Genomic DNA, 20,380 nt, shown 5'->3' with positions numbered 1-20,380 from the left:
CTTTTGGCCCCGAGACTGACTGAATGAATCCAGCCGACAATTCGCTACTCGACATCGAAGACCTGCCAGATGTCGGCATTCACATGCCGGATGGGTGCCGGCTTTCAGCCCGGATATGGAAGCCGTCGCATGCAGAAAGCCACCCTGTACCTGCCATTCTGGAGTTCCTGCCCTATCGCAAGCGCGACGGCACTGCGACACGAGACGCCCTGACCCATCCTTGGTTTGCCAAGCGCGGCTACGCCTGCATCCGCGTGGACATGCGCGGCAATGGTGACAGCGAAGGGCTGATGGAGGATGAGTATACCCAGCAGGAACAGGACGATGCAGTTGCAACTATCGAGTGGCTGGCGCAGCAACCGTGGTGCTCTGGTTCTGTAGGAATGATGGGGATCAGTTGGGGCGGATTCAATGCTTTGCAGGTGGCGGCACTACAGCCAGAGGCGCTGAAGGCGATTATCACGCTGTGCTCGACCGCCGACCGGTATGCGGACGACATCCACTACAAGGGTGGCTGCCTGCTGAACGAAAATCTCGGCTGGGGCGCGACCATGTGGTCTTATTCATCGCGCGCTCCCGATCCGGCCCTGCGTCCGAACTGGCGCGAGCTGTGGCTGGACCGCCTTGAGAACGAGCCCTTTCTGCCCTCTGTCTGGTTGCGCCATCAGACTCGGGATGCCTATTGGCGTCACGGGTCAGTCTGCGAGGATTTCAGCGCTATCCGGGCGGCGACTTTGGCTGTTGGCGGCTGGGGTGATGCCTATAAGAATACGGTGCCTTTATTGGTTGAACAGCTTGATTCTCCGGTCAAGGGGATCGTCGGACCATGGGTTCACAAGTATCCGCATTTTGCTGTTCCGGAGCCCCGAATCGGATTTCTGCAAGAGGCCCTGCGTTGGTGGGACCATTGGTTGAAAGGCCAGGATACTGGCGTCGACCAGGAACCCGACTATCGCGCCTATCTTATGGATGGGGTACGCCCCCAGCGCTGGTACAAGGAACGGCCCGGTTGCTGGATAACCGAGGATAAAGGCGCGACCTCGCATCTTCCTATTCAAACTCTGAATATTTCTAATGTTGGGCTGGACCAACCCGGACCGCTGGACACGTGCATCCGATCCCCCCAGACCTGCGGGATGGAAGGCGGAGAATACTGCGCCATCTGGTTGGGGCCGGATATGCCGGGCGATCAGCGTGTGGATGATGCATTTTCGGCCTGTTTCGACAGCGCCCCACTGGCCAATGATCTGAACATCGTGGGCGCGCCGCAAATATGCCTGCACATCAGTGCCGACCGTCCCCATGCCCAGATGGCAGTGCGCTTGAATCACGTCCATCCCGATGGGGCAACAACACGCATAACATACGGTGTCCTTAACCTGTGCCATCGCGATACCCATTCGCAACCGACCGAATTGGTCCCAGGCAAGGTATACGAGGTCACGCTGAATCTGGACCATATCGCTTATCGGGTGCCAAGGGGACACCGCTTGCGGATTGCGGTATCCAGCGCCTATTGGCCGCTGATCTGGCCTTCGCCCGAGTCTGCAGAACTGCATCTGACCGAGGGCCAAATCAAGCTGCCCATCCGTCACGCGGCTAGCGAGGCATATGTATTCCCCCCCCCGGATGCCGAGGCCGCACACGACATCACGACTGTCCGAGACAGCCGGAACTCTCGACAGGTCGAAACTGACATGAACTCGGGGGAAACTCATCTGATTATCGAAGATGACTTTGGCCTTGTTACGGACAACCACCACGGCCTGACACATGGCGGAACAGCCTTTGAACGTTGGTCGATTCGCCCTGATGACCCCTTATCTGCGCGCGGATATTGCCATTGGACACAAGAGATAATCCGTGACGGCACAGAGCTGCGTACAGAAACATCTTGCGAAATGTGGTCAGACGCCGGAAACTTCTACCTCTGTGCTGAACTCAAGGCATTTGAAAACGGCAGTTTGGTATTTTCAAAGACTAAGGAGGATACCGTACCGCGTAATCATATGTGAAATTCAAGCAGGTCTGAGCCGGACTTTTTTCTTGCTCGACCAACCGAATTGCGCCTAACTTGACTGGCGCGTCAATAAAAAAACCCGTCAGGGGCTGACGAGATAAATCACTGGGAGATATCTGAATGAACGAACAAATCACTCACATGGCCAAGCAGGTTACAGCTGGCAAGCTGACCCGCCGCGAATTTATGGGGAAAGCTGCAGCACTTGGTGTGTCTGCTGCGATGGCCAGCACAATGTTTGCCGATGCTGCACGCGCGGCTGGCCCGAAAAAGGGCGGTGATCTGAAATTTGGCCTGCAGGGCGGGGAATCCACCAACTCGCTTGACCCGGCCACCTATGCCAGCTCGGTTCCGTTCCAGAACGGCAAGCAGTTCGGCGACCAACTGGTCGAGGTTGCGCCCGATGGATCGATCGAACCGCGCCTTGCAGAAAGCGTCGAAGGCAGCGCGGATGCCAGGGTCTGGACCTTCAAACTGCGTCAGGGCGTGGAATTCCACAACGGCAAGACCATGACCAGCGAAGACGTGCTGAAAACCATGGAGCGTCACTCGAACGAGGATTCCCAGTCCGGTGCTCTGGGCATCATGCGCGGCATCGAATCGATGAAGGCTGATGGCGACAATTTCCAGGTTACGCTGAATGAACCAAATGCCGACCTGCCCTATCTGATGGCGGACTATCACCTGATCATCCAGCCGGATGGCGGCATGGAAGATCCGGGCGCAGGGGTTGGCACCGGCCCTTACCAAGTGGAAGTCAACGAACCCGGCGTGCGCCACGTGTTCAAGAAATTCGCCAACCACTGGAGCGATTACGGCAATTTCGACAGCGTCGAAGTGGTTGTTATCAATGACGCAACCGCCCGGACCGCCGCGCTGCAATCCGGTCAGGTCCACGCGATCAACCGGGTTGAGCCCAAGATTGCTGATCTGCTGGGTCGCGCACCGAACCTGACTGTGCATTCAACCGCAGGCCGTGGCCACTATGTGTTTATCATGCATTGCGACACGGCACCGTTTGATAACAATGAACTGCGTTTGGCCCTGAAACACGCGATTAACCGTCAGGATCTGGTCGACAAGGTTCTGCGTGGCTATGGCTCGATTGGGAATGACATGCCGATCAACGCGGCCTACCCGCTGTTTGACGGTTCGATCCCGCAGCGTGAATTCAGCATCGAAAAAGCAGCTGAGCATTACAAGAAGTCGGGTCATGACGGCTCACCAATCATTCTGCAGGTCGCTGATGGCGCCTTCCCTGGTGCAGTGGACGCGGCCGCCCTGTTCCAGCAGACCGCGGCTCAGGCTGGTATCCCGCTGGAAATCAAGCGTGAACCCAACGATGGTTACTGGTCCGAGGTTTGGAACGTACAGCCGTTCTGCGCCTCGTACTGGGGTGGCCGTCCGGTGCAGGACCAGATGTATTCGACCGCGTATCTGTCGACCGCAGACTGGAACGACACGCGGTTCAAGGTTCCGGCCTTTGACGAGATGCTGTTTGCAGCCCGCGCCGAGCTGGACAATGACAAGCGCAAGGACATCTACAAACAGATGGGCATGATGGTCCGCGACGAAGGCGGCGTAATCTGCCCGATGTTCAATGATTTCGTCGAAGGTGTCAGCAATCAGCTGGAAGGTTGGGAAAGCGACCCAACCCAAGAGATGATGAACGGCAACATGTCCCGCAAGATGTGGTTCTCCTGATAAGGACCACGGATCATGCATCCTATCATCAAATTGGTTTCCCAGCGCCTTGCGCTGGGACTCCTATTGCTGTTTGGCGCTTCGGCCCTGATTTTTGGCCTGACCGAAGCCCTGCCCGGAGACGCCGCGCAAGCCGTCCTGGGACAGTCCGCAACTCCTGAGGCTCTTGCTAACTTACGTGAGGAAATGGGGCTGAACCGCCCTGCCCTGACCCGATACGCCGAATGGCTGGGCGGGATCGTTCAAGGCGATCTGGGCCAATCGATGACCAACAAACTGGATATCGCTGAAAGCATCGGCAAGCGCCTGGGCAACACGCTGTTCCTGGCTTGTGCCGCCGCCGTCGTCTCCGTACCACTCGCTATCTTCCTTGGCTTGTTGGCCGTCCGCTATCGCAACCGTATGCCGGACAAATTGATCTCGGCTGTGACCTTGACCACGGTTTCGATCCCCGAATTCCTGATCGGCTACGTGATTATCTATTTCGTTTCCGTAAAACTGGGCTGGTTTTCCTCGCTTGCGATGATCAACGATTCGATGTCCTTCGGCGAAAAGCTCTATGCAATCGCCTTGCCGGCCTTTGTGCTGACGCTGGTGGTATTGGCACAGATGATGCGGATGACCCGCGCCGCAATCCTAAACCTGATGCAGTCGGCCTATATCGAAACGGCTGAGCTGAAAGGTTTGTCCAGTTTTCAGGTCATCGCGCGACATGCCTTCCCCAACGCGATTTCGCCCATTGTCAACGTCGTTATGCTGAACCTGGCCTATCTGGTCGTGGGCGTCGTCGTGGTCGAAGTGGTGTTCGTTTACCCTGGCATGGGGCAATATCTTGTGGACTCGGTGACCAAGCGTGACGTGCCTGTGGTTCTGGCCTGCGGCGTTGTCTTCGCTGCGGTCTATATCGGGCTGAACATGGTTGCCGATATCGTGTCCATCCTTGCCAATCCAAGACTGAGGCACCCGAAATGATGAAGAATCTTCCTATTTCGGCCATGATCGGTCTGTTTTTCACCGGGCTGTACTTTTTCGTAGCACTCGCGGCACCCCTGATCGCTCCTTACGGCATGGCTGAGGTGGTCGGTGATGTCTGGGAACCGTCCAGTGCCAAACACCTGTTGGGTACGGACAATATCGGGCGCGATCTGCTAACTCGCATGATCTATGGCGGGCGCACGACCATCTTTATCGCTGCTGCTGCCACAATCCTCAGCTTTGCCACCGGCACCACGCTGGGCTTGCTGGCCGCTGTTCTTGGTGGCTGGGCCGATCAGGTCCTCAGCCGAGCGGTTGACCTGGTCATGTCGATCCCGACACTGATCCTGGCGCTGGTCATTCTGGCGATTGTCCCGGTGACTGTCCCGATCCTGATCCTGGTGATGGGCCTGCTGGATGCCACACGCCCCTATCGCCTGTCGCGATCTGTCGCTGTGGATATCAATGTGATGGACTATGTTGAGGCTGCCAAGCTGCGCGGTGAGGGTCGTATCTGGATCATCTTCCGGGAAATCCTGCCCAATGCTCTGTCGCCTCTGGTGGCCGAGTTCGGATTGCGGTTCATCTTTATGGTTCTGTTTATCTCGACCCTCTCGTTCCTGGGTTTGGGCGTCCAACCGCCGCTGGCGGATTGGGGTGGAATCGTGAAGGAAAACAAAGACGGTATCGTCTATGGCATCGGCGCGGCGCTATATCCGGCTGTTGCCATCGCGACCCTCGCCATCTCGGTCAACCTTGTTGCTGACTGGGTCCTGAACCGTACCACATCGCTGAAAGGAGGCCGGGGATGAGTGATACCCTTCTCAAGGTCCGCGACCTCAAAATCGGCGCGACCGTCTATCCGCCGGGTGAAAAACCCCATGATATCGAAATCGTGCACGGGGTCAGCTTTGACCTCGAGCGCGGCAAGGTGTTGGGGCTGATCGGTGAATCCGGGGCCGGTAAATCCACCATTGGTCTGGCCTCAATGGCCTATGGCCGAGGTGGTGTTGAACTTACCGGCGGAGAGGTTTGGGTTAACGGGCGCGATATCCTGAAAACCCCGCATAGCGATATCCGTAATCTGCGCGGAGGCGAAGTAGCATATGTTTCGCAATCCGCCGCAGCATCGTTCAACCCAGCCAAGAAGATCATGGATCAGGTGATCGAAGCCGCGGTGGAGCACAAGAAGTTCTCGCGTAAAGAGGCCGAGGCCCGCGCGCGGGAACTGTTCGCCAAGCTGGGGCTTCCCGATCCGGACAATATTGGTGATCGCTATCCGCACCAAGTTTCGGGCGGTCAGCTACAGCGGTGTATGACAGCGCTGGCGCTTTGTCCTGAGCCTGATCTGGTGGTGTTCGACGAACCGACAACTGCGCTGGATGTAACCACCCAGATCGATGTTCTGATGGCCATTAAGGAAGCCATTCGTGATACCGGCGTTGCCGCGCTCTATATCACCCACGATCTGGCAGTCGTTGCGCAAGTCAGCGACGACATCATGGTTCTGCGCATGGGTAACACGGTCGAGTACGGCAATACCGATCAGATCATCAACAACCCGCAGGAAGAGTATACCAAGGCGCTGGTCTCGGTCCGCTCCATCGAACATGAAGAAAAGAAGCCGACATCCGAACCAGTGCTGACAGTTGACGGGATCACTGCGCGCTATAAGGGGCTAAATTTCGACGTCCTGCACAACGTCAATGTCGAGCTTCATCCGGGGCAGACGCTGGCAGTTGTGGGCGAATCCGGTTCTGGCAAGTCCACGCTGGCACGGGTGATCACCGGGCTGCTTCCGCCGCGCGATGGCGAGATCAATTTCGCCGGACGCAAGCTAAGTGGCGACCTGAAGGGCCGCAGCCGTGAAGACCTGCGTGAGTTGCAGATGATCTATCAGATGGCAGACGTGGCGATGAACCCGCGTCAGACCGTCGGCACGATCATCGGGCGCCCGCTGGAGTTCTACTTCAACATGCGCGGTGCCGAAAAACGCAAGCGGATCGTCGAACTGTTGGATGAGATCGAACTGGGCGAAAAGTACATGGATCGCTACCCGGCGGAACTGTCTGGCGGCCAGAAACAGCGTGTCTGTATTGCACGCTCACTGGCGGCCAAGCCCAAGATGATCATCTGTGACGAGGTGACATCGGCGCTCGATCCTCTGGTGGCGGATGGTATCCTCAAACTGCTGCTGGACCTGCAAAAGATCGAGGATGTGGCCTATCTGTTCATCACCCACGATCTGGCAACGGTGCGCGCTATCAGCGACAGTATTGCGGTGATGTATCAGGGCCGAGTCGTCCGCTACGGCCCCAAATCGCAGGTGCTGAGCCCACCGTTTGATGACTATACCGACCTACTGCTCAGCTCTGTCCCCGAAATGCATCTGGGCTGGCTGGAAGAGGTCGTCGCCCACCGCAAAATGGAAAGCGCCGGGAACTGACCCCGGCCCTTCCCGTAAGTTTATGAAATCCCGGCGCCATTCGATCAAGGTGTCGGGATTTTGCCATTCGGGGCGGGATCAGGCAGCCAGACCGCACCGAATCTTTTAGGGTCGGCTGAAGCAATCTGAAAAAGGGTCAGAGCATGGACCGCAAACTTCTCCTCATCATTCTGGACGGTGTTCCATGGCGCAATTTCCGTCGTTTGTTCGGCAATCTGGAAGGCTGGGTCGACACCGGCGAGGCGCGCGTTTGGAAGAAGCGCGCTGTGCTACCGTCAATCTCGGCAAGCTGCTATGCCTCGATCCATACCGGTGTAACACCGCAGGAGCATGGCTGTACCGGCAATGGCAACGTGTTCCGCCTGAGTCAGAAGGACATCTTCAGCCAAGTGCGCGAAGCCGGCGGCGTGACTGGGGCTGTGGCCCACAGCTTCTGGTCGCAATTCTTTAATCGCCATCCATTCGACTATGTCCGCGATGTTGAATACGACGAGCCCAACAGCAAAACGATCAATCATGGTCGGTTCCACACGATGACAGGCTATGGCAAAGCCAACCAGATGACGCCCTGTGACGTCGATCTGTTCGCAACGCTGACCAATCTCTGCCTACGCCATGGCTTGGACTATGGATTGCTGCATACCAGCACTTTGGACAGCATGGGTCATAGGTTCTTTCATGAATGTGAAGAGATGGACCATGCCTGTTTCGTGATGGACGAAATGCTGGCCCCGTTTATCCCGCGCTGGCGGCAGTTGGGTTACGACGTCATCGTCACCGCAGATCACGGCCAGGACGATCGTGGCCATCACGGTGGGCGTGGCGCATTGCAGCAGGAAACCGCGCTGTATTACTTCGGTGACGCCGAAGGCCCCGATGCGAATGCTGTGATCGACCAGCTACAGCTGGCGCCCACGATTCTGGGCCGTTTGGGTGCCCCGGTTGCCGAAACCATGAAGGGTCAGCCCTTCTTGAAGTAGGGGATCAGTCGTAAGGCCAGATCTGCTGGCCCAACGCCTCTATCGCCACCGAGATCCTCTCGAAGCTGTCCGCCGCACGTTTGACCATGGTGCGCGCCCGCAGATAGCCGTGCACAAGGCCGGATTCATTGATGCAATGAGCCTGCCCACCTGCAGCCCTGATCTGTTCGCAATAGATCGCACCATCATCACGTAAGGGATCACAATCTGCAGTTACCACCACGGTTGGGGGCAGCCCCGAGAAATCCGTGTCATGCAATGGAGCGAATGTCGGGTCGTTTTCCGGCACATCTCCACCACAGCGCACCTTCTCGTAAAAACTTACATCCTCCAGCGTCAGCAAAGGCGCATGGGCATGTTCCTTATAGGAACCACGGGACGAATCTCCGCCCAAGCCTGGATAGATGAGGACCTGACCAAGAAGATTGTCAAACTGCGTCCGTCCGTGCTGTGAAACTGCGGCGGCCAGATTTCCACCAGCGCTGTCGCCCGCCAGAACGAAAGGGTCCTGGAACTCTTGCACCGCCCAGTTGGTTGCCGCCCAACTATCGTGAAACTGGGCAGGATGAATATGTTCGGGGCTCAGGCGGTAATCCACGGCAATCACCCGATACCCAGTTTGTGCACAAAGTTCGGCACAGACATCGTCGTGACTGTCCAGCCCGCCGACGACAAACCCGCCTCCGTGGAAATAGATCACCGTCCGGCTTGGATTGCCTGCGGTGTAAATGCGAACAGGCACGCCATCGGCGCGCCTGTCTTCTGTTTCAACACCCATTGGGCGAGGTTGGCGAAAATCCTTGCACATTACGTCATAGACGCCGCGCTGATCTTCGATCGACAATTCGACCGCGTCATCAGGATAGCTTTCAGCCGTTCGTCTTATGAACGCCCAAGTTTCTTCATCAATCAGACGTTCATAGTCCATAGCCCCTCCGCGATCAGGCAGCCCACTCCCATGGCCGGGTGAACGATCCCAGCACTTTGCTGACATCGTCGTCCGAGGAACCGTTGGCGTCAAGCTGCGCGACAAGCCCGCGCTTTTTATCATCCAGAACCGAAACCACACGCGCAGCAACGCCTGCGTCTTCAAGCGCACCATTGTAGATGCGTGTGATCGCCTGCTTACGTAGCTCGGGCTTAAAGACTTTGCCCACTGCCGTCTTGGGCAGTTCGTCCAGAATTGTCATGTGCTTAGGTTGCGCGGCACGCTCGTGAACGTGAACTCTGCAGTATTCCATCAGCTCCTGCTCTGTCACACTGGCCCCGGAGACCAGTTCGACAAAGGCACAGGGCACTTCGCCCGCATGGGCGTCTGGTTGACCGATCGCACCGGCAAATGCCACGGCCTCATGCCCCAACAGCGCCTCTTCGATCTCGGCCGGGTCGATATTGTGCCCGCCGCGAATGATCAAATCCTTGGCACGACCGGTGATCCACAAATAGCCATCATCGTCAAACCGGCCCAAATCACCGGTGCGCAGATATTTGTCATAGTGGAACAGGCCCACGTTCTTTTCGACCTCTGTATACGTGTTGCCCGCAAATACGCCGGGGTTCGAGATACAGATCTCACCAATCTGATCAGTTCCACATTCGGTCGGACCGTCGGGCCCATCCTGCAGGATTTTCACATCCGTATAAGGGAACGGAACGCCAATCGAACCGATCTTCTTTTCGCCATCCACCGGGTTGCACGACACAAGGCAGGTGGCTTCGGTCAAGCCATAGCCTTCGACTATAGTAACGCCGGTGGCCTCTTCAAAGCGACGGAACAGTTCAACCGGCAAAGGAGCCGAGCCTGAGAAGGCCGTTTTCACTGACGAGATATCGGCGTCGACAGGGCGCTGCATTTTGGCAGAGATCGCTGTCGGAACCGTGATGATAAAGCTGACTTTCCAACGCTCGATCAGTTTCCAGAAATTGTCGAAAACGCCATCCCCGCGATATCCTTGAGGCGTCGGGAAGACCACATGCGCACCCGAACTCACCGCAGCCATGACGATCACATGCACAGCAAAGACGTGGAACATGGGCAGTGGGCACATGACCACATCGTTTTCGTCGAACAACAAGGTGCCACCACACCAGCCATTATAGATCAGGCCGGAATATTTGTGTTGTGCAACCTTGGGCATGCCGGTTGTACCACCAGTATGGAAATAGCACGCAACACGGTCTGATTTACTGTCTTCGAATGTCAGTGTCTTGGGCTGTTTCGCCAGCTCTTTGCTGAAATTCAAATAATCCGCATGAGCCAATTTAGCCTTGTCGCCCATTTTGGGACGCACAAGGGGCACGATCCACGATTTCGGAGGCGTCAGATAGCGATTCAGGTCGATTTCCAGAATTGTGTTCACACCGGGCGCGTGGCGTACGGCCTCTTCCACCTTCTGTGCAACATCGGCTTTGGGAAATGACTTTAGCGTCACAACAACCTTGGCTTTCGTCTCGCGCAAAATTGCTGCGATTTGCTCGGGCTCCAACAACGGGTTGATCGGGTTCACGATCCCTGCGACGGCCCCTCCCATGAGGGTCACCAGAGTTTCGTTGCAGTTGGGCAGTACATAGGCCACCACATCGTTTTCACCGATACCCAGAGATCTGAAAAGATTGGCGGCCTGATTGACCTTACCCAGCAGATCAGACCACGTCAGTGTCTCGGCCTTATCGGTTGGGCCGGAAAACAGCTGAAAGCTAATGGCCTTGTGGTCGGGGAACTTGGCCGCCGTTCGAGAAAGTAACTGATGAAAGGTTACCGGTACGTCTCGATCCTCCCACGGCATTTCATTTTCTATTCTTGCCTTATCGTCTAATCCCGCGAATGCCATTAGTTCCTCCCTGTACTTTTACTGCGTCACGCGCAGGCTCTCATCTAGGATGAAAGTAAAACCCGCTCATGTGCAAGTAAGGGCTTAACGGCAGAACAACCCAGAATGTAGAATGACGCTGGGGCGCAAAACAAAATATCTCGCCATCAGGTTACTCTGCTGCAACACCATCGGTAAATTGCAACCGTGCCAAACGCGCGTACAGCCCATCCTGCGATACCAGATCGTCATGCGTTCCCTGCGCAACGATCTGCCCGTTCTCCAGGACGATGATGCGGTCGGCTTTTTTCACGGTTGCCAATCTGTGCGCAACAATCAGCGTCGTCCGCCCTGCACGCAACCTGTCGACAGCCCCTTGCACAGCGCGCTCGCTTCCAGCGTCCAATGCCGATGTCGCCTCATCCAACAACAGGATCGGAGCATCGCGCAAAATGGCGCGGGCGATGGCGATCCGCTGCTTTTGTCCCCCGGACAGCATGACGCCTCGCTCTCCTACAAAGCTGTCATAGCCTTCGGGCAGCGTCGAGATGAATTCGTGGGCCGCAGCTGCGCGGGCTGCGTCTTCAACCTCGGCATCCGTCGCATCGAGCCGCCCAAATCGGATATTTTCGCGCGCCGATGCTGCGAATATCGTGGGATCCTGAGGCACAAGTGCCATATGACGGCGGAAATTGGAACGATCCAAATCTCGCAGGTCAATGCCATCCAAACAAACGCGTCCCGAGTCAGGATCATAGAATCGCTGAATCATCTGGATCACGGTTGTTTTTCCGGCCCCCGAGGGGCCGACAAATGCGACGGTTTCCCCGGGGTTGACTGTCAGCGACAGTTCATTCAACGCCACGACATCTGGACGCGCCGGGTAGCGGAAAGTCACATCGTCGAACTGAATCTCGCCGCGCACGGGCGCGGGGAAAACTTGCGCCTGGCCGGGATCGTTCACGGTGTCCTGAGCATTCAACAGCTCGACCAACCGCTCGGTCGCACCGGCCGCACGCTGCAATTCGCTCCAGATTTCGGACAGGGCCGCAACCGAACCGGCCATGATGATCGAATAGATCACGAACTGGATCAGAACGCCCTCGGTCATGACACCATTGCGGACATCATTCGCCCCCATCCACAACACGCCCACGATTCCGGAAAACACCAGGAATATAACGATGACGGTCAGCACGGCCCGGGTCTGAATTCGGCGCAGCGAGACAGTATAGGACGTTTCGGTCATCTCACCGAATTGATTTCGGCTGGCCTGCTCATGGGTAAAGGCCTGAACGGTTTGAACCGCGCTCAGCGCCTCGCCGGCATTGCCTGATGAGGCTGCGATCCAGTCTTGGTTTTCCCGGCTAATAACCCGCAGGCGCCGCCCCAATACCAGTATCGGAACCACAACCAGCGGAATCAGCAGCAAGACCATCCCGGTCAGCTTGGCCGAGGTCAGCAGCATCAGTACAAGCCCGCCCAGAAACATCAACATATTGCGTAGAGCGATCGAGACCGACGAGCCCAGCACGGATTGAATCAGCGTGGTGTCGGTCGTGATCCGGCTCAGCACCTCACCCGTCATGATACGTTCATAGAATTCGGGGCTCATCCCGATGACGCGATCAAAAACGGCTTTGCGGATATCGGCGACAACGCGTTCACCCAGGCGCGTAACAAGCGCGTAGCGGATGCCTGTTCCGACGGCCAGAATCGCGGCGATGCCCAGCGCCGCCAGAAAGTACCAATCCAGTAGCTCTCCGTCTTCGATCCGAAAGTTGTCGACCACACGGCGGACAGCCAAAGGCAATGTCAGCGTCATGCTGGCGGTCAGAACCAAGGCCAAAGAGGCCCCAATCATTTGCAATCGATAAGGCTTCATGAATGGCCAGAGCGAAGCCAGAACACCGATCTTCCTGGACCTGGCCCGTTCCTCAGCCGCACCGGGTGCGGGTTTTGCTGCTGGACTGGCTGAGACGGGTTTTGCCATGTCAGGCCCTTACTTCGTGTTCGAATTCCGGTATCCCGCTTCTTGGCGTCTACAACCCGCCGGGTCAAGCGGTGCAGCCGAATGGCCCAAACGAAAGGCTATTTGACGCAGATTTTTGGGGCTGATTTGGAGCGGGCGGCGGGAATCGAACCCGCTTCATCAGCTTGGAAGGCTGAGGTAATAGCCAGTATACGACGCCCGCTCAGCGGTGGCTGGTTTATGCCATGCCCAAGGTGTCGTCAAGCACAGTTCGCACGCGAAATTCAAAATCATATGACACCCGGGGACGGACCCCGGCGCATCGGTAATCCCGGGGTCGTTTCGGCAGCGGGCGGCTTATTCAACGCGCGGCATTCGCCCATTCGCAAGATTCAAGATCCGCCGAAATACGGATCATGGATGCCAGATTCTTACTGGAAGATTCGGCCAAACCAATCAACTTCGCAGGATAGGTCGTTGCGGCGCTCAGCGCATCCTTCAGCGGGACACCGGCATTTTTAACAAGGATGCGAACAGCCGTCGTCAGATCCAGGTCAGCCCCTGCCAGCGTTCCATTTTCAAGCGTCAGGCGGCCATCCGTTCTGGTAATACGGCGCCCTTCAAGGTTGAATTCGGCATCCTCTGTTCCGGCAACAGCCATGGCATCGCTGACCAGAAATATCCGGGCCGGGCCGGTCTTTGCCGCCCATGCCGCCCGCATGACCTCAGGGTGTACGTGTATACTGTCGGCAATCAGACCCGCAGACAAACCCGCATTAGCCAGCGCCGCCCCCACAAGACCAGGCTCGCGGTTTCCAAGCTGGCTCATGGCGTTGAACAGATGTGTGACACAGCGGGCGCCCGCCGCAGCATAACGTTGACAGGTCGCAAAATCCGCATCGCTATGACCCAGAGACACCAGAATTCCGGCCTCAGCCAAAGAGGTAACCTGTCGCTCAGACACAGCTTCTGGCGCCAGGGTTACTTTGAGGCAAGGCAATCGGCTGGCCGCGGCTATTAGGGTGGTCAGATCCTCTTCATCCATCGGGCGGATCAGCGCGGCGTCATGCGCCCCTTTTCGCGCCAACGAAAGATGCGGTCCCTCCAGATGCAGTCCAGCGACACCGGGAACACCGACATCCACAGCCTTGATCGCGGCCTCTATTGCCTGCTGGGTCTTGGCCGCAGTGTCGGTAATCAGGGTGGGCAAAAAGGATGCGACGCCAAGCTTTCTATGCGCTTGAGAAATACGCTGGATAGTCTCGACAGAAGGGTCATCGTTGAACATGACACTACCACCGCCATTGACCTGTAGGTCCACAAATCCGGGGCAGAGAATATCACCGTTCAGATCGACCTGCTGCCCGGCGATTTTGGTTCCGTCTGCCGGGGTGATCTCGGACAAATTACCTTGGCGAAACACAACCGCCTGCCCCTCCAGCAGGTGTGTGCCGTCGAAATAGGCGCCGTTTCTGAATACAACCGTCTCAGAGGTCATACAGTTTCCGTAACTTTCTTAAGGTGACGCGGGGCATCAGGGTCAATTCCGCGATTGCAGGCGACCGATTCAACCATGCTATAGAACGATGTGATGGCGCTGATGGGATCGGTCAGCCAATGGTCCGTTCTGACGACCGGCAGAGGCTGCGCCCGTTTCACCGCCGAGGTTGCGGCAAAAACGGTAGCCCCTTTTGCCGCCAACGCATCAGCCGCTTCTGCCGTTGTTTGTTCAGCGGCATCACCGGCGGCGAACACAATGGTAGGAAACCCTTCTTCAACGATTGAGACCGGCCCGTGCAGAACTTCGGCAGTCGAATAGCTCTCGGCGTGGATCTGGCAGGTCTCTTTGATTTTCAGCGCCGCTTCATTCGAGATCGCCAGCGATGGACCGCGACCCAAGGTAAACAGGGACCGGCCGGAAATCGCATTGGCGGCCGGGGTCCAGTCGCATTGGGCAGCCTTCCCAAGATACCCGGGCAGTAACCATATGGCCTGCTTCAGCTCTGCCTCATCCGCGATTTCCGCCAGCAACCACAGCCCCGCCACCAGAGACGTCACAAAGGTCTTGGTTGCTGCCACACTCAATTCCGGTCCCGCATGAAGAGGCAGGACGGCGTCCGTGGCATCTGCCAGGTGGGATTCCGTATTGTTCGTAATGGCGACCGTCACGGCACCAGATCGTTTCAGCGCGCGCGTCATGCCGACGATGTCCGGGCTTTGACCGGATTGCGAGACGGATATGCTTAACGCGCCCTGCGCCCGCAGGTCGGCCCCGTAGATCGAGCTGACAGACGGCCCTACCGACGCAACCGGCAGGTTCAGCAACAGTTCGCATGCATATTTCAGATAGGTGCAGGCGTGATCCGAAGATCCTCGCGCCACCGAGACCAGAAAACGCGGGTCTGCGTCGCGCGCCAACTGGGCAGCGTGGCGGATATTGTCAGCCCCATTGCTTAGCAATCGGTCTACGGCATCAGGAATTTCCAGTATTTCCTGACGCATCTTCGAGAGTTCTACGGACATCTAGTTCCGTCCTTTCCGGTTACAACCGCAATTCAGCGACAAAATCATACGCATCGCCGCGATAAAGCGAGCGTGTCAGTTCGGCGACGCGTCCGTTTCTGAGAAAAGAAACACGTTCAATATTCAGCCCGGCGGCTCCCTCGGGAACATCAAGCAGTTCAGCCTCACGCGCGGCCACATTCAGGGCCGAGATCTTCTGAACCCCCCGAACAGGACGGCGGCCCAGCCGATCCAAGACCTCGTACAGAGAGGTGGTCACCTCGATCGGGTTCGGCAGAATATCCAAAGGTAACGCCGCTTTTTCCAGCGCCAGTGGACGGCCATCGGCTTCGCGCAATCGGTAGATACGAGAGATTTGCTCACCCTCGGACAAGCTCAAGGCGGCAATCTCTTCTTGGGTCGGCGCAAAGACCCCCCGCTCCAGCCATTTCGACGCGGTTTTCATTCCACGGCTGGACATGTCTTCGGTGAACGAAGTCAGATGTGTCAGCGATTGTTCGACCCGTGGGATGCGCTCGCGGATGAACGAGCCCGAGCCCTGGCGCTGTTCGATCACGCCCTCTTGGACAAGCTCTTGAATCGCCTTTCTCACGGTGACGCGCGAAAGGTCCGTGATCTCGACAAGTTCTCTCTCGGACGGAAGCGACGATTTAGGGGGCAGAACACCCGTATCAATGCCCTCCTGCAGCCTTCGCCGTAGTTGGACATATCGCGGCCCATTATCAGCGGTCAGCCAGGACTCCGAACGCAGAAAATCAGCAATGCTCATGTTCGACCTCCTTTGCTAAGGCGAGCGCCCCGTCGAGCGGTTCGCCCAATGGTGCGCGCAGGTCGGATTGCATGTTTTCGGGCAGATACGACGCGTATTGACCACCAATACCGCCCGTCAGGCACAGCGCGGTGCCCGGGCTCCACCCCAGACGCGCGGCTGTATCGGCCAGGTAAGCAGCACCTGCCTGTATGATGTGTTGCGCAACCACGTCGTCATCTTGGGCAGCCATGGTCACTTTTGGTGCAATCGCACCAAACTGCGCAGGGTCTGCAGCCCCCGCAAAGCGAACGATCCCGGCAGGTCCGTCATGTTCGGACAGCAAAGTGGTCAAAAGGTCCGAACGGGTCTGCGTTCCATCAAACGCACGCAATGCCAAGGACAATGCCATCCTTCCAACCCACTGGGCCGAGGCTTCATCCCCCAAGACCGAGCCCCAGCCACCGACAAAGCGCATTTCTCTACCATTTTGTCTGGCCAGAAATGAGCCTGTACCACAATGGGCAATCAGCCCGTCCTGCGCACCCAGCGCCCCGCGCAAGGCAGCGGGACGATCATCCTCTATCCGGGCGCGCGTCAGGCCAAGCGCATCCCTCAGGCGGGTTGCGATTGTCTGATCCGTGATCCCGGCCAAGCCAACAAAAGCAGGGCAGGCCAACAAGGTCTCAACCCCGAGGCCAAGCTTGCCGGACATCTGATCCAACCCAAGTTTTATCTGTGAAACACCGGCCTCAAAATCAGTCGAGACATTCGCAGCGCCGACCTCAACACCGTGAATAACTCCGGCAACCTCGCAGGCAACGCGACACCGCGTTCCACCGCCATCAATGGCCAGCACAGCATTATTCAGGGACTCAGTCATGACAATACCAATACAATACCTATTTCGATTAGAAAAGCCTCGTTTTATGCTATTTTCGCCAATATCTCGATTTTTCCTTTAAAATTAGCACTTAGATTATACCGAAAAGAAAATGTTGGACAGGTGGTATTAAATAGGTATTGTAATCGGGAAACCTGGGAGGGGATTCTCTTGACGCTGCCGTCAACCGAACAACTGCACCGCGACGCCGCCAGCCTGAGCCGCGAAGACCTGACAGGGTCGGCGCTGTTGCTGGCCGAGGGGCAGATCGCTGCGGCAGCGGCGGTGCGCTCGGCCACACAGGCTATTGCATTGGGCGCCGCTGCGATGGCCAGGACGCTCCGGTCGGGCGGCATGTTGCACTATGTTGCGGCAGGCTCGTCCGGTTTGATGGCGGCGGCTGACGCGCAAGAGCTGGGCGGAACATTCTCGATCACGCCAGACCAGTTGCGAATCCATATGGCTGGTGGTCTTCCGACGGGTGTCGAGATGCCGGGTGATTCCGAAGACGCCGACGGTGACCTGCGTGAAGCGCTGAACAGTTTGTCAGCCCAGGACACGGTGATCGCCGTATCCGCAAGCGGGTCGACCCCCTACACGATGACAGCCGCAGGCATCGCCCGTGCAAAAGGCGCGACCTTGATCGGCATCGCCAATAACGCCAACAGCCCCCTGCTGATACAGGCCAACATCCCGATCCTGCTTGCCACACCGCCCGAATTGATCTCTGGATCAACTCGGATGGGCGCGGGAACGGCACAAAAGATCGCCTTGAATATGCTGTCGTCGCTGATGGCGCTGGACCTTGGCCACGTACATGGCGGCATGATGGTCAACCTGCGCGCCGACAATGACAAACTGCGCGCCCGCGCGGCCGGAATCGTCACCCGCATTGCCGAGGTGGACACAGGCGCTGCAAAGCGCGCACTGGAAGCAACGCGCGGTGATGTGAAGCCCGCCGTGCTTGTCGCCGCAAAAGGTGTTTCGGCATCCGAAGCCACCGAACGCCTACGAACATCAGACGGAATCCTAACGGCCGCACTGGCCATAGAATAATAACCATCAATCGGGAGAATATGGATGACCAAGAATAGCTTGAAACTTGCTCTGCTGGGCACGACGCTGATGGCGTCGGCTGCCTATGCGGAAGATGTGACCCTGACCATCGAAAGCTGGCGAAATGACGACCTGACGCTATGGCAGGACCAGATCATCCCTGCGTTTGAGGCCAAACACCCCGGCATCAAAGTGCAATTCACACCCTCGGCCCCGGCAGAATACAACGCTGTCCTGAACTCGAAACTGGATGCGGGCTCGGCTGGCGATCTGATCACCTGCCGTCCTTTCGATGCATCACTGGCCCTCTATGAGGCCGGCCACCTGAGCGACCTGTCGGGTGTCGAAGCGATGGGCAACTTCTCGGATGTGGCCAAATCGGCCTGGCAGACGGATGACGGCTCGGCCAGCTTCTGCGTTCCCATGGCATCGGTGATCCACGGGTTCATCTATAACAAGGACGCGTTTGCCGAACTGGGTATCGAAGTTCCCACAACCGAGGACGAGTTCTTTGCCGCCCTCGACAAGATCAAGGAAGACGGCACTTATATCCCGATGGCGATGGGCACCAACGACCAGTGGGAAGCCGCCACTATGGGTTATAACAACATCGGCCCGAACTATTGGAAAGGCGAAGAGGGCCGCCAGGCGCTGATCGCGGGCGAGCAAAAGCTGACCGATGAAGCCTGGACCGCCCCCTATGCCACCCTGGCCCGTTGGGGCGCTTATCTGGGTGATGGATATGAGGCGCAGACCTATCCCGACAGCCAGAACATCTTTACCTTGGGCCGCGCAGCCGTCTACCCTGCGGGATCCTGGGAAATTTCGGGCTTCAATGCGCAGGCCGATTTCGAAATGGGCGCCTTTAAGCCCCCAGTCCAGAATGCGGGCGATACGTGCTATATCTCGGACCACACCGACATTGGCATTGGTATGAATGCGGCCACCGCGAATCCCGAAGCTGCCGAGACGTTCCTGGCCTGGGTCGCAAGCCCGGAATTCGCCGAAATCTTCGGCAACGCCCTGCCTGGCTTCTTCCCGCTCTCGAACACTCCGGTCGAGCTGCAGGACCCGCTGGCCAAGGAAATCGTAGGCTGGCGCGAAGAGTGTGAATCGACCATCCGCTCGACCTATCAAATCCTGTCGCGTGGCACACCGAACCTTGAAAACGATACCTGGGGCGCTTCGGTTGCCGCTATCAAAGGCGCAAAATCCCCCGAGGAACTGGGTGCCGAACTGCAGGAAGGCCTGGCCTCTTGGTACGCTCCGCATCAGTAAGCTGATCCATACCCGGGCGGTGCCGACCGCCCGGGTAACTCCGACACCCCTTTGAAAGCAATCCCATGACCCGCCCCCGCATCCGCTGGCATATCGTTGTTTTTCTGGCACCTGCCGTACTCGTCTATACCGCTGTGATGATTTTCCCGCTGTTCAACACACTGCGCCTTGCACTGTATACAGAGGTTGATCAGGCTCGCGTGTTTGTCGGATTGCAGAATTTCCGGACGCTGTTTTTCGATCCCAACTGGTCGGATCAGTTCTGGAATGCTCTGGGTAATAATTTTTGGTTCTTCCTGATCCATATGTTGGTTCAGAACCCGATCGGCATCGCGCTGGCCGCCCTTCTCAGCCACCCCCGCCTACGGTTTGCCGCCCTGTATCGCTCGGCGATCTTTATTCCTACGATCCTCAGCTTTGTGATCGTGGGCTTTGCCTGGAAACTGATCCTGTCGCCGATCTGGGGCATCGCACCTTCGATGCTGGATGCGGTTGGGCTTAAGTCCCTCTTTGCACCGTGGTTGGGCAAAGAGGAATACGCACTGACCACGCTGGCGCTGATCTCGGTCTGGCAGTTCGTAGGCATCCCGATGATGCTGATCTATGCCGCCCTGCTGACCATCCCCGAAGAAATCCTTGAGGCCGGAGAGATCGACGGCATCACCGGGGCCTCGGCCTTCTGGAAGATCAAACTACCGCTGATCCTGCCCTCGATCGGGATCATCTCGATCCTGACCTTTGTAGGAAATTTCAACGCATTCGACCTGATCTATGCCTCACAAGGCGCGCTGGCGGGGCCGGATTTCTCAACCGATATTCTAGGTACTTTCATGTATCGCACATTCTTCGGCTTCCAGTTGCAACTAGGCGACCCGCATATGGGGTCCGCCATCGCCGGGGCCATGTTCGCAATCATCCTGGTGGGCGTCTGCATCTATCTGTTCGGCATCCAGACCCGGATGCGCCGGTATCAACTGTGAGGGCC

General features: G+C 57.4%; 16 protein-coding genes and 1 tRNA gene. 9 read left to right on the top strand and 8 right to left on the bottom strand.

Annotated features, from left to right (window positions below):
* Positions 1-23: 23 nt before the first annotated feature.
* The 6 genes from FN806_RS10165 to FN806_RS10140 all read left to right on the top strand — a co-directional run bounded on the left by FN806_RS10165 (position 24) and on the right by FN806_RS10140 (position 8,125).
* Positions 24-2,015 carry a CocE/NonD family hydrolase gene (locus FN806_RS10165; protein ID WP_142636705.1) on the top strand — a complete coding sequence of 664 codons (1,992 nt, stop codon included), beginning with the start codon at positions 24-26 and terminating at the stop codon, positions 2,013-2,015.
* A gap of 125 nt (positions 2,016-2,140) precedes the next feature.
* The gene (locus FN806_RS10160; protein WP_142636703.1) at positions 2,141-3,724 is read left to right on the top strand and encodes an ABC transporter substrate-binding protein; all 1,584 of its coding nucleotides are present in this window, start codon (positions 2,141-2,143) and stop codon (positions 3,722-3,724) included.
* Between the two features lie 15 nt (positions 3,725-3,739).
* Positions 3,740-4,696 (top strand): ABC transporter permease, encoded by a 957-nt coding sequence (locus tag FN806_RS10155; protein WP_142636701.1) that lies wholly within the window; start codon positions 3,740-3,742, stop codon positions 4,694-4,696.
* Positions 4,696-5,511 carry an ABC transporter permease gene (locus tag FN806_RS10150; RefSeq protein WP_142636698.1) on the top strand — a complete coding sequence of 272 codons (816 nt, stop codon included), beginning with the start codon at positions 4,696-4,698 and terminating at the stop codon, positions 5,509-5,511. Before FN806_RS10155 ends, FN806_RS10150 begins: the two co-directional genes overlap by 1 nt.
* Positions 5,508-7,145 (top strand): ABC transporter ATP-binding protein, encoded by a 1,638-nt coding sequence (locus tag FN806_RS10145; RefSeq protein WP_142636696.1) that lies wholly within the window; start codon positions 5,508-5,510, stop codon positions 7,143-7,145. Before FN806_RS10150 ends, FN806_RS10145 begins: the two co-directional genes overlap by 4 nt.
* A gap of 143 nt (positions 7,146-7,288) precedes the next feature.
* Positions 7,289-8,125 carry an alkaline phosphatase family protein gene (locus FN806_RS10140; RefSeq protein ID WP_142636694.1) on the top strand — a complete coding sequence of 279 codons (837 nt, stop codon included), beginning with the start codon at positions 7,289-7,291 and terminating at the stop codon, positions 8,123-8,125.
* A 4-nt stretch (positions 8,126-8,129) separates the two neighbouring features.
* On the opposite strand, the gene FN806_RS10135 is transcribed toward FN806_RS10140, so the two are convergent.
* From FN806_RS10135 to FN806_RS10100, 8 genes are all read right to left on the bottom strand, one after another.
* Positions 8,130-9,053, bottom strand: a complete 924-nt coding sequence (locus tag FN806_RS10135; RefSeq protein WP_142636692.1) for an alpha/beta hydrolase — start codon at positions 9,051-9,053, stop codon at positions 8,130-8,132.
* A 13-nt stretch (positions 9,054-9,066) separates the two neighbouring features.
* Positions 9,067-10,956 carry an acyl-CoA synthetase gene (locus FN806_RS10130; RefSeq protein ID WP_142636690.1) on the bottom strand — a complete coding sequence of 630 codons (1,890 nt, stop codon included), beginning with the start codon at positions 10,954-10,956 and terminating at the stop codon, positions 9,067-9,069.
* Between the two features lie 151 nt (positions 10,957-11,107).
* Positions 11,108-12,928, bottom strand: coding sequence for an ABC transporter transmembrane domain-containing protein (locus tag FN806_RS10125; RefSeq protein ID WP_142636688.1), 1,821 nt, complete (start codon positions 12,926-12,928; stop codon positions 11,108-11,110).
* 127 nt (positions 12,929-13,055) lie between these two features.
* Positions 13,056-13,130 (bottom strand) — tRNA-Gly (locus tag FN806_RS10120).
* Positions 13,131-13,268: 138 nt separating this feature from the next.
* The gene (nagA, locus tag FN806_RS10115; protein WP_142636686.1) at positions 13,269-14,405 is read right to left on the bottom strand and encodes an N-acetylglucosamine-6-phosphate deacetylase; all 1,137 of its coding nucleotides are present in this window, start codon (positions 14,403-14,405) and stop codon (positions 13,269-13,271) included.
* Positions 14,402-15,430, bottom strand: coding sequence for an SIS domain-containing protein (locus tag FN806_RS10110; protein WP_142636684.1), 1,029 nt, complete (start codon positions 15,428-15,430; stop codon positions 14,402-14,404). Before FN806_RS10110 ends, nagA begins: the two co-directional genes overlap by 4 nt.
* A gap of 19 nt (positions 15,431-15,449) precedes the next feature.
* The gene (locus tag FN806_RS10105) at positions 15,450-16,199 is read right to left on the bottom strand and encodes a GntR family transcriptional regulator (protein WP_142636682.1); all 750 of its coding nucleotides are present in this window, start codon (positions 16,197-16,199) and stop codon (positions 15,450-15,452) included.
* Positions 16,186-17,061, bottom strand: a complete 876-nt coding sequence (locus FN806_RS10100; RefSeq protein WP_142636680.1) for a glucosamine kinase nucleotide-binding domain-containing protein — start codon at positions 17,059-17,061, stop codon at positions 16,186-16,188. The genes FN806_RS10105 and FN806_RS10100 overlap by 14 nt, the downstream gene beginning before the upstream one ends.
* Before the next feature lie 171 nt (positions 17,062-17,232).
* Between FN806_RS10100 and FN806_RS10095 the strand changes: the two genes are divergently transcribed.
* The 3 genes from FN806_RS10095 (at position 17,233) to FN806_RS10085 (ending at position 20,375) form a co-directional block, all read left to right on the top strand.
* Complete coding sequence (locus tag FN806_RS10095; RefSeq protein ID WP_142636678.1) at positions 17,233-18,117, top strand: N-acetylmuramic acid 6-phosphate etherase; 885 nt, start codon at positions 17,233-17,235, stop codon at positions 18,115-18,117.
* Positions 18,118-18,141: 24 nt separating this feature from the next.
* A complete protein-coding gene (locus FN806_RS10090) occupies positions 18,142-19,395 on the top strand; it encodes an ABC transporter substrate-binding protein (protein WP_142636676.1) in 1,254 nt (417 codons plus the stop codon).
* A gap of 65 nt (positions 19,396-19,460) precedes the next feature.
* Positions 19,461-20,375, top strand: a complete 915-nt coding sequence (locus FN806_RS10085) for a carbohydrate ABC transporter permease (protein ID WP_142636674.1) — start codon at positions 19,461-19,463, stop codon at positions 20,373-20,375.
* The last annotated feature ends 5 nt before the right edge of the window (positions 20,376-20,380 follow it).

Origin of the sequence: Ruegeria faecimaris (assembly GCF_900182615.1) — a bacterium.
GTDB classification, from domain to species: Bacteria; Pseudomonadota; Alphaproteobacteria; order Rhodobacterales; family Rhodobacteraceae; genus Ruegeria; species Ruegeria faecimaris.
Note: the sequence above shows the minus strand (reverse complement) of the source record. Positions and strands in the feature narration are given on the sequence as shown.